The organism is Sulfitobacter sp. M22, assembly GCF_021736025.1.
Taxonomy (GTDB): Bacteria; Pseudomonadota; Alphaproteobacteria; order Rhodobacterales; family Rhodobacteraceae; genus Sulfitobacter; species Sulfitobacter litoralis.
On sequence record NZ_WMEC01000001.1, the window covers coordinates 360855 to 376224 of the forward strand.

The following is a 15370-nucleotide window of genomic DNA, read 5'->3' on the forward strand; positions in this document are numbered from 1 at the left end:
TTTCTCATATGCTCAAGGCCCGCGGGGTAGAGGTAATCTTTGGCATCCCCGGCGTGCACAACCAAGAAATGTATCGCGGCATCGAAGAGGCAGGGCTGACCCATGTTCTTGCACGGCACGAACAGGGAGCCGGCTTTATGGCCGACGGCTATGCCCGTGCGACGGGCAAGCCTGGGGTCGCGTACGTTATTACCGGTCCGGGTCTGTGCAACGTGATGACGCCAATGGGGCAGGCCTATAGCGATTCCGTGCCGGTGCTGGTGCTGTCCTCGTGTCTGGACGAGACGGCGGCACGTAAGGGGCAGTTGCACCAGATGAAAGACCAGCGCGCCGCGGCTGAAACCGTCTGCGACTGGTCCGAGGTGGCGTTGACCGCGCCTGCGGCGTACCAATTGATCGACCGTGCCTTGACCGAATTCGCCTCCGCTCGGGCGCGATCCAAACACATCTCTGTGCCGATCCATCTGCTGGAGGCCGAAGCCGCGCCCGCAAAGCCTATGTCGGTCAGCGCAACACGACCCGCCGGCGATCCCGCCCAAATCAAAGCGCTGGCGCAAAAGCTGCAGGCCGCGCAAAAGCCGTTGTTCATTTTTGGCGGCGGCGCTGTAGGCGTGCAGAACACCGACGCGCTACTGGCCCGCTGGCAGGCAGCGAGCATGACCACCTATGCGGGTCGCGGCATCGTATCGCCTGACGCACCATTGCACTTCGGGGCCTGCCTTGCGCGGGAAAGCAGCGTGGATGTGATCGCGCAGGCAGATCTGGTGATCGCAGTCGGCACCGAGCTGGCAGAGGTGGATATGTGGCGCCCTGAATTGGGACACTCGGGCGAACTGGTACGGATTGATATTGATCCTTCCGTTCTGGCCGACCCGCAGGCGGCGGGCTTTGTAATCCTTGGGGATACGGCGCAGGTGATGTCCGCGCTGGATGCCGCCTTGCCCGCAACCGGGACCGCAAAAGGGTGGACTGCCGCCGAGGTCGCTAAGTGGTGCAAGCGCTGGCGTTCCGAGGTGGATATGGAGCGTCCGGGCATCCTCGCCGTGGTTGACGCCGTTAAGGCCGCCACGCCCGAGGGTACGATGGTCTATTCCGACATGACGCAATTCGCCTATGCCGCAACCGAAGTATGGGAGATGGACCGCCCCGGCCACTGGCACCACCCCTACGGCTTTGGCACCTTGGGCTATGCCACGCCTGCGGCGATTGGCGGGGCCATCGGACGACCCGGGCTGCCGACACTGGCGATCATCGGCGACTACGGTTTTCAATACACGGTGCAGGAACTTGGCGCAGCGGTAGAGCTGGGCCTGCCATTGCCCATCATCCTTTGGGACAACGGCAAATTGGGCGAGATCGAAGACAGCATGACCCGTGCGCAGATCGCGCCGAATGCCGTGATCGCCCACAATCCCGATTTTTGTAAACTGGCAGAGGCCTACGGCGCGAATGCTGTCGCCCCAAAATCATTGGCAGAGCTGCCCGAGGTTCTGGCCAAAGCCTTCAGGGCAGATCGTCCGACGTTGATCTATCTGACGCCGCAAACCGCGGTCTGATCTGTCTTTGCGTCTAAGGCAGCGATTGCAGCTTGGCCCCGGTCTCCGGCATAACGCCGGGGGCCGGGGTTTTCTTTATTCCCAGCAGCTGACCAGAACGGTCATGCCCTTGGCTTTTTCGCGCAGGTCGTGCGGCTTGATCGCGGTGCTGGCAACGGTTGTGTCCACGCTGACCCCAGCTTTTTGCGCGAGGTCCGCAATGACCTTGGCTTCTACGGCAAAAGCGACATCTTCGGGCAGTTCGCGTGCGCCATCCGCACGGGGCAGCAGCATCCCCAGCACGCGTCCGTCGCTATCAAGGATCGGGCCGCCTGCGTCGCCACTGCGGGCAGAAAGCGCGAGGCGGGCGATGTTCTCCTCGCCCTGTAGCCCGCGCACATCGGCCAGCGTGCCGTAGGTTACGGTGGCAGAGCCAAGCACGCCCTCATAGGGGAAGCCGGCAACAGCAATTTCAGACTGCAACCGCGGTGGTACAGTGTTGAACTTGGCCACATCCAGCGGTGAAAGTGCGACGCGGGGTTTCAATAAGCTGATGCCGCTGGCCGTATCATCGATCAACACCTCAAGCTCTGTCTCGTCGTCCAACGTCAGGCGGCCACAGCTTTGAACGGCCTCAGAGGTCGTCGCCACCGTCCCCCGCCCGTCAATGAAGAAGCCGGAGCGCGAGATCTTTGGCGACCTAATTTGCAGACCGGAAACAAGGTCAACAGCCTGACGATCACCAGACCCTGCAGTCGCATCCAACGTGCCAGACAGGCGGGTAAAGGATTTCGTCATCTCGGTGATCACGCGGCGACGGCGGTCTTCGTCACCGGCGGGCCAGATCAGGGTAAAGCCTTTGATCTCGCCATTCTCGAGCGACACCTGCGTCTGGCTGACGATACGCCCGTCTTCGCCGATCAGTTCAAAGCTGTTGGATTTACGGTCACGTGGGCCTTCTTCGGGCACGATTTCAAGGGTTTGCATGATGTCATACAAACCAAAGAGGGTGTCCTGATCGCCAGCCTGACTGATCAGCAGAACCCGCGCATCAATGTCGCCGGTGCCGTTGTAATGGGCAAAGGGGGGCTCGAACCGGTCAAAGGTGACCACCTTGGTTGGCATCACCATTTCGATGCCAGCTTCGGTGTTGCGCACGGTCTGCAACCCCAGCCCTTCTAGCACGGCATTATATTGGCCTAGCAGAGCCGCCCGTTGCAAAGTGGTCAGCACGCCAGTCGCGTCATAGCCGTTGGCCTCTTGCCAATCGGCCATAGACCCGCGGGTGCCCCGCCCGAAGGCACCGTCAATCGCGGCATTATAAAAGCCGGCCCACTTCAGCGCGATCTGTAGCTGTTCGCGGGCGTCGCTATCCAGATCACGCTCATTGGCGCGAGCCTCTGACAAAGTTTCGTCCTTGGGTGGCTCTGGTAGGACGGGCACCTGCGTGGTCTCGGCCTCTGCAGCGAGGGCTTCTTCTAGGTCCAGCGCTTCGCCGGCGGGGGGCAGGGTGGTCTGTGTGATCTCTTGGTCCGTCTGCGTCTCGTTCGGGGCGGCGGGCTCAATCGGAGAGATCAGCGGAATGTTCAGGACATTCGCACCGACGGGCCAGAATTGCTGTTGGAATTTATCAGAGAGCTGAATGAAGCTGTCGCGCGGAATCACCCCGTCCTGACGGTAGCGGCGCAGCAGGAGTTCTGCATCGTCGCGCACGTAGGGACCAACCGCGATTCCATACCAGCCGCTTCCCAAGGCAAATCCGTTCACATCCTCAAGGCTTGCGCTGTAGGCACGCGCACGCTCGGTCGCCGCTGCCAGATTAGGCTGGGCTTCTACCTGTATCCAAACCACATCATCGGCAGACTGTGCAAAGGCGAACGGGGCGATAAACAAGGCGGTGATCAGGGCCGCAAACAGTCGCGTCATAGGTATGGGTGCTCTCAAGGATTTAAACTTGCAGTAGATAAGCAGGAACGCGCGCAAAATACCATGCTTGAGACAGCGCAAATCATCACAAAGCTGCCAATTGACCCGACCGCGACAGCGCCTTAGGAAAGGCGCGCAGCAGCAAAGGCAAAATCTTATGTCCGACCCGGTCCAGCGCCCCCGTTCATTTCAGGAAATCATCCTCGCCCTACAGTCCTATTGGGCGCGACAGGGCTGTGCGATTCTGCAACCCTACGACATGGAAGTCGGCGCAGGCACGTTCCACCCGGCGACGACCCTGCGCGCGCTTGGCACCAACCCATGGGCCGCAGCTTATGTGCAGCCGTCGCGTCGTCCGACCGATGGGCGATATGGTGAAAACCCCAACCGCTTGCAGCACTACTATCAGTTTCAGGCGCTGATCAAACCCAGCCCGCCCAATTTGCAAGAGCTGTACCTTGGCTCGCTCGAGGCCATCGGGATCGACATGGCGCTGCACGACATCCGCTTTGTCGAAGACGACTGGGAAAGCCCGACATTGGGCGCGTGGGGTCTGGGCTGGGAAGTCTGGTGCGACGGCATGGAAGTGTCGCAGTTCACCTATTTCCAGCAGGTCGGCGGTCACGACTGCCATCCTGTATCGGGAGAGCTGACCTACGGGCTTGAGCGTCTGGCGATGTATGTTCTGGGGGTCGATCACGTGATGGATATGCCGTTCAACAGCCCCGACGCGCCGATCCCGCTGACCTATGGCGATGTGTTCAAGCAGACCGAAGAGGAATACGCCCGCTGGAACTTTGATGTCGCCAATACCGACGTGCTGCTGGACCACTTTGTCGAGGCTGAAAACGAGTGCAAGGCGATCCTTGCGCATGATGCGCTTGACCCCAAGACCGGCAAGCGCATCGTCATGGCGCACCCCGCCTATGACCAATGCATCAAGGCCAGCCACATCTTTAACCTGCTGGATGCGCGCGGCGTAATTTCGGTGACAGAGCGTCAGGCCTATATCGGACGCGTGCGTACCCTTGCCAAAGCCTGCGCTGACGCGTTTGTTCAGACACGGGCCGGCGGCTGGTCGGAAGATGCGGCATGAACGGTAAGATCGTAGGAGGCGTCATCTTGGTTGCAGCAGCCATTGCAGGTCTCGCGCTTTATTATTTGCAGGTCTACGGATATTATCACGAGGTCGACGCGCCGGACGAAGGCGTGTTGCTGGTGTCGGTCAATTCGAACACCTCCGAGCCGATCTTGACCGATAATTTTCGCGCCATCGACGCCGACAGCTCACCCATCCGCTATCGCGCGTGTTTTGAAACCTCGCTGAGCCTCGCGATGCTGACCGAGACTTATGTCGTCAGCGACGAAATCACGCCGCGCAACGCGCCGGGGTGGTTTCATTGCTTCGACGCCAAAGCCATTGCCGCAGAGATAGAGGAAGGCACCGCGCTGACCTTTCTGGGCCAGAAGAACATTAATTACGGCGTGGACCGCATCGTCGCGATCACCTCGGACGGGCGCGGCTATGTCTGGCACGAACTGAACGACTGTGGCGACAAATCCTATGACGGCACCGTGGTGGGCGAAGCCTGCCCGGAACGCCCTGCCGATTGACCCTCACGCGGATCACCGGCCCTTTGACATAAGCGCTGTTTGCGCGACACATAATTAACCGCACCCAAGCGACACGCGGCCCCGAAAGGTACGAACCCATGCCCGACCTCCTGATAGAGCTTTTCTCGGAAGAAATTCCCGCCCGTATGCAGGCGCGCGCGGCGGATGATCTTAAGAAACTGGTGACGAACGGTTTGGTGGATGCGGGTCTGACCTATGCCTCTGCCGCCGCCTTTTCGACACCCCGGCGCCTAACGCTGACGATCGAGGGGATGCTGGACGCCAGCCCGTCGCTGGTCGAGGAACGCAAAGGCCCCAAGGCCGACGCGCCTGAAAAAGCCATCGAAGGGTTTTTGCGCGGCGCGGGGCTGACCCGCGACCAGCTGGAAGAGCGCGACACCCCCAAGGGCAAGATCCTGTTTGCCATGATCAGCAAGCCGGGCCGCCCCGCAGCCGAGATCGTGGCGGAAGTGCTGGAAACCACTATTCGCACCTTCCCATGGCCCAAATCCATGCGGTGGGGCAGTGGCACGTTGCGGTGGGTGCGTCCGCTGCATTCGATCCTGTGCATCCTGTCGGCCGAGGATGGCGCGCAGACCGTGCCCTTGACCATCGACGGGATTACCGCAGGCGATACCACGCGCGGGCACCGCTTTCTGGCCCCCGATACACTCACCGTCAGCAACTTTGAAGATTACAGCGCCAAGCTGAAACGCGCCTTTGTCGTGCTCGACCCGGCAGAGCGGCGCGATACGATCTGGAACGACGCGACCAATATGGCCTTTGCCAACGGGCTTGAGGTCGTCGAGGATGCGGGGCTTTTGGCAGAGGTCGCAGGGCTGGTAGAATATCCCGTCGTGCTGATGGGGCAGATTGGCGAGGATTTCCTTGGCCTGCCACCGGAGGTGCTGCAAACCTCGATGAAAGAGCACCAGAAGTTCTTTTCCGTGCGCAACCCCAAGACGGGCCGCATCGAACGCTTTGTCACCGTCGCCAACCGTACCACCGCCGATGATGGCGCGACCATTCTGGCGGGGAACGAAAAAGTGCTCTCCGCACGTCTGTCGGACGCCAAGTTCTTCTGGGAAAACGATCTGCGCATCGCGCAATCGGATGCAGGGATGCAGACATGGGTGGACCGTCTGTCCAATGTGACCTTCCACAACAAGCTGGGCACACAGGCCGAGCTGATCTCGCGCATGGAGGCACTGGCCGGAGAGCTCGCCCCGATGGTCGGGGCCGATGCTGATGAGGCCCGCGCCGGCGCCCGTTTCGCCAAGGCCGATCTGTCGTCCGAAATGGTCTATGAATTCCCTGAACTTCAGGGGCTTATGGGCAGCTACTATGCCAAAGCCGCCGGCAAATCCGACGCCATCGCCGCCGCCGCCCAAGACCACTATGCGCCGCTTGGCCCCTCCGACGACGTGCCAACCGCGCCCGTGTCCATCGCCGTGGCGCTAGCCGAAAAGATCGACAAGCTGACGGGCTTCTGGGCGATTGACGAAAAACCGACGGGGAGCAAAGACCCGTTTGCGCTGCGTAGGGCGGCGTTGGGGGTTATTCGGATTTTGGTTGAGAATGATATGCGAATTGATCTTCTAAAGCATGTTCAAGAATCCGGCGAGGGTATTGTGCTCGACGTTGTCGCGACAAAACACAAAATAGAAGACCAAAATGAAGCTGTTCAAGAGGCACGCAAGCAGCTTTCGAGAGCTCGTTCTACCACTAACCACAACGCAAGTGCGATTAGTGCCGCTGAAAGCGCCCTAAAGACTCTACATCAGACCAATGACAATCTTATAAATGAAGTAAGATTAGTACGTGAAAATATTGCAACCGTTCCATCTGACCTCCTCTCCTTCCTCCACGATCGTCTCAAGGTCTACCTCAAGGACCAAGGCGTACGTCATGACATCATCGACGCCTGCATTGCGATGGACGGCAACGACGACCTGACCTTGCTGGTCAAACGCGCCAAGGCGCTGAGCGAGACGCTGAAAACCGACGACGGGGAAAACCTGATTCAGGGGTTCAAGCGCGCCAACAATATTCTCAGCCAGGCCGAGGATGCGGATGGGGTGGAATACTCCTTCGGGGCGGATATCAAGTTTGCCGAGACGGAAGAAGAGCGCGCCCTGTTTGCCGCCCTTGATACCGCAGAGGCGCAGATCAAACCGGCGATGGAGGCTCAGGACTTTGGCACGGCCATGTCCGCGATGGCGTTCTTGCGTGGGCCGATTGATGCGTTCTTTGATGCGGTGCAGGTGAACTCTGACAACGCGACGATCCGGCGCAATCGTTTGAACCTGCTCAGCCGTATCCGCACGATCTGTAGCTCGGTTGCGGATCTAACGAAGATCGACGGGTAACGCAGCAGACCCGACACGATGGCAAGGCGATCACGCCTTGCCAGACCACGGTGAAAGCCTATGCTGCGCAGGAACCAAAAGGTGCCGCAGTGCAGAATATCGCCATGACAACCCTTGTGACCCAAACGGCCCCCATCGCGAATGATACCCACGGTGGGCGGGCGAAATGTTTGCAGCGTCTAGTCCGTCTTGATCTGCCGGTGCCGCGCACCGTGGCGCTGCCCTTTGGTGCCGTGCTTGATATCGCGCAGGGGCAGATCCCTGATCTGCAAGCGGTCGCCGATGAATTCCCCCAAGACGCGTTGCTGTGCGTGCGCCCCTCTAGCCAGGACCCCGACTGGGGCGGGCCGGGGGCGGTGATGAACATCGGCATGAACGACGCGCGTTATGCCTATTATTGCGAACGCATGGGCGAGGGGCCCGCATCGGCTCTGTATACCCGTTTCGTGCAATCCTATGCCGTCAATGTGGCACGGCTGGACCCTGATATGTTTGATGACGTCGAAGGGGACGGGCGCGAGGCGCTGCTGCAATCCTTGCGTGCCTACGAGCTTGAGACCGAAGAAAGCTTCCCCCAAGACCGCGTGACGCAACTGACCGCCGTGCTCAGTTCGATGGCGCGGGCGTGGGAAGGCACCTCGGCGCGGCTGCTGCGACAGGCCAAAGGCGCGCCAGCGGATGCGGGGCTTGGTCTGATCGTGCAAGAGATGGTGTTCGGTGTGGGCACCGGCATCTGCGGGTCGGGCGTGTTGCAGCTGGTCGACAGCACCACCGGCCTGCCACAGATCACCGGACGCTACCTGAGCCAGTCGCAGGGGCGCGACGCGTTGCAGGACACGGCCGATGCGCTGTATCTAACGCGTGATCCACGCGGGCCATCGCTTGAGGAACACGCCCCCGAAGCGTTCGAGATGCTCAAACAGCACGCCGCGCTGATGCGGGTGCGGCTGCGCGCTGAAATGCAGGTGGAATTCGTCATCTCGGACGGAGAGCTCTTTATCCTCGACGGGGTGCGCGTATCGCGGTCGTCACGGGCGGCGGTGCGGATTGCCGTGGCGCTGGCGGACGAAGGGATTATCCCGCGCGAAGAGGCGCTGATGCGCGTCCAGCCCCGCACGCTGACAGAGCTGTTGCACCGACAGGTTGACCCCCGCGTGAAACGCGACGTGATCGGGCGCGGCATTGCTGCCAGCCCCGGCGCTGCCACGGGCAAGATCGTATTCAACGCCAATGACGCCCAAGCCAGCGCCGCACGCGGCGAAAAATGTATTCTGGTGCGCCGCGAAACCTCGCCCGAGGATATTCGCGGGATGCATGCGGCCCAAGCCGTGTTGACCGAACGCGGCGGCATCACCAGCCACGCGGCGGTGATCGGGCGCGGCATGGGCCTGCCGTGCGTTGTTGGCGCATCCTCTATGCGGTTTGATCTGGTCAAAGGGTTGATCACGGCCTCGGACGGGCGGATGTTCAAGGCGGGTGACGAAATTACGCTCGATGGCACCTCGGGCGAGGTGCTTTGTGGGGCCGCGGACATGCTAGAGCCGCTGCTGGACGCGACCTTTCAAAAGCTCATGTCCTGGGCCAAGGACGCAGCGGACATCGGTATTCGTGCCAATGCCGACACACCCGCCGACGCGCAGACCGCACGGAACTTTGATGCGCAGGGGATCGGGCTTTGCCGGACAGAGCATATGTTCTTTGACCCCAGCCGCCTTACGGTAATGCGCGAGATGATTTTTGCCGACACCAGCGAAGGCCGTCGTGCGGTGCTGGAACGCCTTTTGCCAATGCAACGCGAGGATTTCATCCAGCTGTTCCGCATCATGCAGGGGCAGCCGGTGTGCATCCGTCTGTTCGATCCGCCCTTGCACGAATTCCTGCCCACAAGCCGCACCGGCCAACGCGATCTGGCTGAAGCCTTGGATTTGCCGCTGTCGGATGTGACCCGCCGGATCGAGGCGATGACAGAATACAACCCGATGCTTGGCCTACGCGGCGTGCGTCTTGGCGTGACCGTGCCCGAAATCTACGAGATGCAGGCCCGCGCGATCTTTGAGGCCACGATCGAAGCCAGTCGCGACGGCGAACCTGTCGTGCCCGAGATCATGATCCCGCTGGTGTCGGCCAAGCGCGAGGTGGAGCTGATCAAGGCCAGCGTCGACAAGATCGCAATGGCGGTGAAATCCGAACGCGGCGCTACCTTCACCTACCGGCTGGGGGTGATGGTCGAAACGCCACGTGCCGCGCTGCGCGCCGGAGAGATTTCGCCCCACTGTTCGTTCCTCAGTTTCGGGACGAACGATCTGACGCAAATGACCTACGGGCTTAGCCGCGATGACGCGGGACGGTTCATGTCGACCTACGTTCAGCAGGGCGTCTTCCCCGAAGATCCGTTCCACATGCTAGATCGTGACGGCGTCGGAGAGCTGCTTCAGCTGGGGGCCGCGCGGGGGCGGGCAGCACAACCTGGGATTACGCTATCGATCTGCGGAGAGCACGGCGGCAACCCCGAATCGATAGATTTTTGCCGCGCAGCGGGATTCGATTATGTTTCTTGCTCACCTTTTCGTGTTCCGGTTGCCAGACTCGCCGCGGCGCAATTGGCAATCGCAGACAAGATAAAGTAGTTCTTGGCGTCTACTCGCCTATATATAGGGTCTGTCCGCGGGTTCCCGCGCAACCGGTTTCAGCAGGGTTTACGCCCGTGACCATCTTGGGTACGCGGCGCTGTCCGAAACTACTTGCGAGGCGCTCAATGCGTTCTTTTCAGAAAATCTCCTCCTGCGCTCTGTTGGCGCTGTCTTTGCTTACTCCTGCTGTGGCCTCCGCTAGCCCGCAACAGGCCAAAGCACTGGCTGACATCGAGGCCAAAGGGCTGAGGTCTGTCGGGTCGGAACGTCTGGAAAGCATGATCGCATCCGCCAACGCTGCCAGCGATGTTGAATTCACCCGCGCGTGGTTGTCCGAGCAGCCCAAAGCGTCCGGCGGGGAGCAATGGCGCTGTCTGGCAGAAGCGCTTTACTTCGAAGCACGTGGCGAGACAGTCAAAGGTCAGTTCGCTGTGGCCGAAGTCATCATGAACCGCGTGAAGTCTTCGCAATTTCCCGGATCGCTTTGCAGTGTGATCAACCAAGGGACCGGCCGCAAATACCAGTGCCAGTTTACCTACACTTGTGATGGCAACGCCGAAGTGATCGCCGAGCCGCGCGCCTACACGCAGGTCGGAAAAGTTGCCCGCGCCGTTCTGGATGGCAAGGCACCTTCGCTGACGGGCGGTGCCACCTACTATCACACCACAGCCGTGAGCCCCCGTTGGTCCCGCGTGTTTACGCGCACCACCAAGATCGGCGTGCATATGTTCTACCGTGATGGTGTCCAGACCGCGTCCAACTAAGCGCCGTTTCTGTCGCCTTTGATGGCTGGTCAGCCGTGTCTGGCTTTGGTACATCCGGGCGAACGGTCTAGGATCGTGTGCAGGTGAGACAAGCAGAGGCCAGATCCTATGACGAGTGACACGCGGCTTGCCTTTGCGCACCCATCCGAACGAGCGGCAGCGACGGCGGGGCCTGAACCACTAGACCGGATTTCCCTGCGCGATCATATTGTTGCGGTCGAGATCGGGGCCTTTCAGGCCGAACGCGGTGTCACACAACGCATCTGTTTTAATATCGTCGTAGAAGTCCAGCCGTTGACCGGCCCTGTAGATGACGACGTGGATCGCATTCTGTCCTATGACCGCGTGACCGAGGCCATCGCCTACGAGCTTTCAGACGAACGGCTGAACCTGCTTGAAACCTTGGCCGAACGGGTCGCGGATCGTATCTTGCTGGAGCGACAAGCGATGCGGGTTTTTGTCCGTATTGAAAAGCTGGACCGTGGCCCTGGTGCTTTGGGCGTTGAAATCGTGCGTGCGCGGGATGATGCACCTGGCAGTCAGCCCGACGCGCAAGAGGTCCCGCATCCAGAACTGGTTTATCTAAGCAACGAAGCTATCGCGTCGCCCTTCTTGGCGGGCTGGCTGGATCAATTGCATCAGATGGGGCGCCCCCTGATCCTGTGCGTCGGGGCGTCAGATGCCACTGCGCCGCAGCTTGCACATAAGATGGCGCAGCGCCGCATTGATTTGCTGGCGATTGAGCAAAACGCTTGGGTGCTGGCGTCAAAGGATGACCGCTGCGTCGTTGTCGCCACCCGGACAGAGCTCGATTGGGCGATGAAGAACGGGCAAACCAGTGTGTGGGCTCCGTCAAAGATCGTGTTGGACAGCGTCGATACCCCGTCCGTACAGCCACGCGATGCCGTGGCACTGGCTGCATGGTTTGCCGCCAGTTTTGACGCGACAGAGATGCTGGTGATCGGGGCCAGTTTGCCCGCCAAAGCGTCGGTGCCGTTGCGCGCCGTTGCTGTGGACCAAGACAGGTTGTGAGCAATGACCGACTATTTCAGACCTCTCGTCCAGATTGGCCCTGCGCGGCCTGATGCTGCGGTGCCGCTTGCGGGGGGGTGGGGCTGGTTCACCCATGCAGAGGTTCTGTCCCGCAGCGCGTCGTCCCGCGTCGTGCCCGCGGCCAACATTCCTGCAAGCGTCTTGGCCCGGCTGACCGCAGCCCGTACCGAGATCGCCAGTCTGTCGCTGGACCGCCCTCGTATCATGGGTATTCTGAACACCACACCCGATAGCTTTTCTGACGGTGGCCAGCATGCTGCCGTGCCTGACGCGGTCCGAGCAGGGCAGGCGATGGTGACAGCAGGTGCTGATATTTTGGATATTGGTGGCGAATCTACGCGCCCCGGTGCCGATTTCGTGCTCGTATCCGAAGAGATAACGCGCACAGCGCCCGTTATCGCCGCGTTGCGGGGCGCAGGGCTGCGCACGCCGATCTCCATCGACACGCGCAAGTCAGCTGTGGCCGAAGCTGCGGTTAGCGCCGGTGCCAATCTCGTGAATGATGTATCGGGGTTTACCTTTGATCCCGCGCTTGGCCCCCTTTGCCAGACGCTCGGGCTGCCGGTCTGTGTCATGCACGCCCAGGGCGACCCAGCGACGATGCATCTGGACCCGCGCTATGACAATGTGCTGCTGGATGTCTACGACGCGCTGGAACGGCAGATCGCCGTGCTGGAGGCGTCGGGCATCCCCCGCAGTGCTATTCTGGCAGACCCTGGCATCGGATTTGGCAAAACCCAAGAGCACAATCTGGCGCTTTTGGCGCGGCTGAGCCTGTTTCACGCCTTGGGGACGCCAATTTTGTTGGGGGTATCGCGCAAACGGTTCATCGGGACGATCGGCAATGCGCCGCAAGCGCAGGACCGCGCGCCGGGGTCAATCGCCGTGGCGCTTGCAGGATTAGGGCAGGGTGTGCAAATGATCCGTGTGCATGACGTCAAAGACACCCGCCAAGCGGTTGCTTTGTGGCATGCCGCCTATTTTGGGAGCATTTTATGACAAAGTTATTTGGAACTGATGGTATTCGCGGACGGGCAAATGTTTACCCGATGACAGCCGAGGTCGCATTAAAAATCGGGGCCGCTGTCGGGCGCTATTTCAGCGCAGGCCGCGACGGGGTGCGCCGCGTTGTTATCGGCAAGGACACACGCCTGTCGGGCTATATGTTTGAAAACGCGCTGACGGCCGGGCTGACATCCTCGGGGATGAACGTTCTTTTGTTGGGGCCGGTGCCGACGCCGGCTGTGGGGCTGCTGACGCGGTCCATGCGGGCCGATCTAGGGGTCATGATTTCGGCCAGTCACAATCCGGCGACGGATAATGGTATCAAGTTTTTCGGCCCCGACGGGTTCAAGCTGAGCGATGCAGTAGAGGCAGAGATCGAAGCCCTGATCGCGGGTGGCGTAGAGATGAACCCTGCCGGCAAAATCGGCCGTGCTAAACGGATCGACGATGGACGTTTCCGGTATGTAGAGCGGGTCAAATCCTCGTTTCCACGCCAGATGCGTCTGGACGGCTTAAAGGTTGTAATCGACTGCGCGAACGGGGCCGCGCACCGCGTCGCGCCCGAAACCCTGTGGGAACTGGGGGCTGAGGTGATCGAGATCGGCGTCTCGCCGAACGGCTTCAACATCAACGAGAATTGTGGATCAACCCACCCCGAACGCGCTGCAGCGGCGGTGGTGGAGCACCGTGCCCATGTGGGCATTTGTCTGGACGGTGACGCGGACCGCGTGATCCTGATCGACGAGACTGGCAAGGTCGGTGACGGGGATCAATTCATGGCTCTCATGGCGTCCCGATGGGCGGCCGAAGACCGGCTGGCCAATAATGCCTTGGTCGCCACCGTGATGAGCAACCTTGGCCTTGAACACTTTCTGCAAGGCAAGGGGCTGCGGCTCGAGCGGACCTCGGTCGGGGATCGCTATGTCGTCGAGCGTATGCGTGAAGGCGGGTTCAATCTGGGCGGCGAACAGTCGGGACACATTGTCATGACTGACCACGCTACCACCGGCGACGGGCTGATGGCAGGGCTGCAGTTTCTGGCAGAGATGATCCGGTCGGAAAAGACCTCGTCCGAGTTGCTGAATAACTTTGAACCCGTGCCGCAACTCCTTAAAAACGTAAGGTTTTCTGCCGGTCAGGTGCCGCTAGAAGACGCTCAGGTGCAAGGGGCCATCGCACAGGCCGAGGCAGATCTGGCCGGTCAGGGGCGTTTGCTGATCCGCAAATCCGGCACCGAGCCGCTGGTTCGTGTCATGGCCGAGCATGAGGATGCAGGGCTGATGAAGCGGGCAGTCGATTCCGTCGTGGATGCTGTAACGGCAGCTGTCGCACCTTGAGTTGAGAGCGAGGCCGCTGGCGGGGAAACCTGCTTGGCGGCCTGGGCTCTGCTTTTGCTGGTGTTACATCGTGGGCGTCTGCGGGATGCCTTCGGCGAGGATTTTAGGCCATTTGGAAATCAGGGACGCGCGCGCGTCAGCAGGCGGCGGAAGGCTCCGTATTGGCTGAGTGCGACGCCCGCAAGGATCAGAACCATCGCATAAAGCAGCGAGGGTGGCAGCGGTTCGTTCAGCACAAGCGCGCCGAGGCAGACGGACCAGATAGGGACTTGGTAGTTCACCAGTGACATGAAGACCGGTCCCGCGCTGCGTATGACCACGACGCGTAGGAAGTTCGCAGCGGCGGTGGGGAGGAGCCCCAGAAACGCCAGCGCAGCGAGGATCGGGGGCGACGGGCGGGGCGGCAGCCCCTCGATAGTCAGGGCCATCGGGATGGTAATGAAAGTGGCGATGATCAGCAGGATCGTGGCGAGCCCGATGGCGTCGATCGCGGGCAGGCGGCGGATGATGATAGAGCTTGTGGCGTAGCATCCCGCCGCGGCCAAGCAGGCCAGTCGCCCTTGGGTTTCAAGCGCGGTGCCTGTGCTTTCAAAAGCCTGCGCACCGATCAGGATGACGACGCCGAGAAACCCTAATGAAAACCCGATTGCCTTGCGCGGGCTCATTGCTTCACCCGGGACAAAGAAATGGGCCAACGGAAGGATGATTAGGGCGGTTGCGGCCATCGTGACCCCCGCAAACCCCGACGTCACGTATTGCTGTCCCCAAGCGAGCAAGCTGAACGGCACCGCAGAGCTGGCGGCCCCAATGAAGATCACTGCGGCGAGGTCTGCGCGGGTCGGAGGCGTGGTAAACAGGCGGAACCCGCGTAGGCCCCAGATCGGGATCATCACAGTGGCGGCGAGCCCCACACGGGTGGCGGCGATCCAAAACGGGGGCATTTCAGTCAGCGCGATTTCCGTCACCAGAAATGTGCCGCCCCAGATGAAAGCCAGAAGCAGGATCAGCAGCCAGCTGGATTTGGTGATGGTGGGCACATCTGACATGCAGTTTCCTTGGTCAACGAACAGCGCCCAATCTGTGACAGTCGGCTCGTCAGAAGAAAAGGCCCGGTGCGAGACCGGGCCTTTTCATGTC

Annotated in this window: 11 protein-coding genes; 9 read left to right on the plus strand and 2 right to left on the minus strand. The window is 60.8% G+C overall.

The window, feature by feature from the left end:
- The first annotated feature begins 8 nt into the window (after window positions 1-8).
- On the plus strand, window positions 9-1556 hold the full coding sequence (locus tag GLP52_RS01850) for a 5-guanidino-2-oxopentanoate decarboxylase (protein WP_237272631.1): 1548 nt from the start codon (window positions 9-11) through the stop codon (window positions 1554-1556).
- A 75-nt stretch (window positions 1557-1631) separates the two neighbouring features.
- Here GLP52_RS01850 and GLP52_RS01855 read toward each other — a convergent pair whose 3' ends face one another.
- Window positions 1632-3461 (minus strand): serine protease, encoded by a 1830-nt coding sequence (locus GLP52_RS01855; protein WP_093732495.1) that lies wholly within the window; start codon window positions 3459-3461, stop codon window positions 1632-1634.
- Between the two features lie 157 nt (window positions 3462-3618).
- Here GLP52_RS01855 and GLP52_RS01860 point away from each other — a divergent pair, with 157 nt between their 5' ends.
- The 8 genes from GLP52_RS01860 to glmM all read left to right on the plus strand — a co-directional run bounded on the left by GLP52_RS01860 (window position 3619) and on the right by glmM (window position 14233).
- A complete protein-coding gene (locus GLP52_RS01860) occupies window positions 3619-4557 on the plus strand; it encodes a glycine--tRNA ligase subunit alpha (protein WP_237271420.1) in 939 nt (312 codons plus the stop codon).
- Window positions 4554-5075, plus strand: coding sequence for a DUF6446 family protein (locus tag GLP52_RS01865; protein ID WP_093732497.1), 522 nt, complete (start codon window positions 4554-4556; stop codon window positions 5073-5075). Before GLP52_RS01860 ends, GLP52_RS01865 begins: the two co-directional genes overlap by 4 nt.
- Before the next feature lie 98 nt (window positions 5076-5173).
- Window positions 5174-7444 carry a glycine--tRNA ligase subunit beta gene (gene glyS / locus GLP52_RS01870; protein ID WP_237271421.1) on the plus strand — a complete coding sequence of 757 codons (2271 nt, stop codon included), beginning with the start codon at window positions 5174-5176 and terminating at the stop codon, window positions 7442-7444.
- A gap of 104 nt (window positions 7445-7548) precedes the next feature.
- Window positions 7549-10071 carry a putative PEP-binding protein gene (locus tag GLP52_RS01875; protein WP_237271422.1) on the plus strand — a complete coding sequence of 841 codons (2523 nt, stop codon included), beginning with the start codon at window positions 7549-7551 and terminating at the stop codon, window positions 10069-10071.
- A gap of 128 nt (window positions 10072-10199) precedes the next feature.
- The gene (locus tag GLP52_RS01880; RefSeq protein WP_138922938.1) at window positions 10200-10838 is read left to right on the plus strand and encodes a cell wall hydrolase; all 639 of its coding nucleotides are present in this window, start codon (window positions 10200-10202) and stop codon (window positions 10836-10838) included.
- Window positions 10839-10946: 108 nt separating this feature from the next.
- Entirely contained in the window at window positions 10947-11870 is a 924-nt protein-coding gene (locus GLP52_RS01885) for a dihydroneopterin aldolase (protein ID WP_093732501.1), read from the plus strand.
- Between the two features lie 3 nt (window positions 11871-11873).
- Window positions 11874-12890 (plus strand): dihydropteroate synthase, encoded by a 1017-nt coding sequence (folP, locus tag GLP52_RS01890; RefSeq protein WP_237271423.1) that lies wholly within the window; start codon window positions 11874-11876, stop codon window positions 12888-12890.
- On the plus strand, window positions 12887-14233 hold the full coding sequence (glmM, locus tag GLP52_RS01895; RefSeq protein ID WP_237271424.1) for a phosphoglucosamine mutase: 1347 nt from the start codon (window positions 12887-12889) through the stop codon (window positions 14231-14233). Before folP ends, glmM begins: the two co-directional genes overlap by 4 nt.
- Window positions 14234-14352: 119 nt before the next feature.
- On the opposite strand, the gene GLP52_RS01900 is transcribed toward glmM, so the two are convergent.
- Window positions 14353-15279, minus strand: coding sequence for a DMT family transporter (locus tag GLP52_RS01900; protein ID WP_237273343.1), 927 nt, complete (start codon window positions 15277-15279; stop codon window positions 14353-14355).
- Between the last annotated feature and the right edge of the window lie 91 nt (window positions 15280-15370).

Excerpts from the sequence above, each read along its gene's own strand:
- GLP52_RS01885 (WP_093732501.1), top strand. The coding sequence starts at position 10,947 with ATGACGAGTGACACGCGGCTTGCCTTTGCGCACCCATCCGAACGAGCG.
- folP (WP_237271423.1), top strand. The coding sequence starts at position 11,874 with ATGACCGACTATTTCAGACCTCTCGTCCAGATTGGCCCTGCGCGGCCT.
- GLP52_RS01900 (WP_237273343.1), bottom strand. The coding sequence starts at position 15,279 with ATGTCAGATGTGCCCACCATCACCAAATCCAGCTGGCTGCTGATCCTG.
- GLP52_RS01860 (WP_237271420.1), top strand. The coding sequence starts at position 3,619 with ATGTCCGACCCGGTCCAGCGCCCCCGTTCATTTCAGGAAATCATCCTC.
- glyS (WP_237271421.1), top strand. The coding sequence starts at position 5,174 with ATGCCCGACCTCCTGATAGAGCTTTTCTCGGAAGAAATTCCCGCCCGT.
- GLP52_RS01875 (WP_237271422.1), top strand. The coding sequence starts at position 7,549 with ATGACAACCCTTGTGACCCAAACGGCCCCCATCGCGAATGATACCCAC.
- GLP52_RS01865 (WP_093732497.1), top strand. The coding sequence starts at position 4,554 with ATGAACGGTAAGATCGTAGGAGGCGTCATCTTGGTTGCAGCAGCCATT.
- GLP52_RS01850 (WP_237272631.1), top strand. The coding sequence starts at position 9 with ATGCTCAAGGCCCGCGGGGTAGAGGTAATCTTTGGCATCCCCGGCGTG.
- GLP52_RS01880 (WP_138922938.1), top strand. The coding sequence starts at position 10,200 with ATGCGTTCTTTTCAGAAAATCTCCTCCTGCGCTCTGTTGGCGCTGTCT.
- GLP52_RS01855 (WP_093732495.1), bottom strand. The coding sequence starts at position 3,461 with ATGACGCGACTGTTTGCGGCCCTGATCACCGCCTTGTTTATCGCCCCG.
- glmM (WP_237271424.1), top strand. The coding sequence starts at position 12,887 with ATGACAAAGTTATTTGGAACTGATGGTATTCGCGGACGGGCAAATGTT.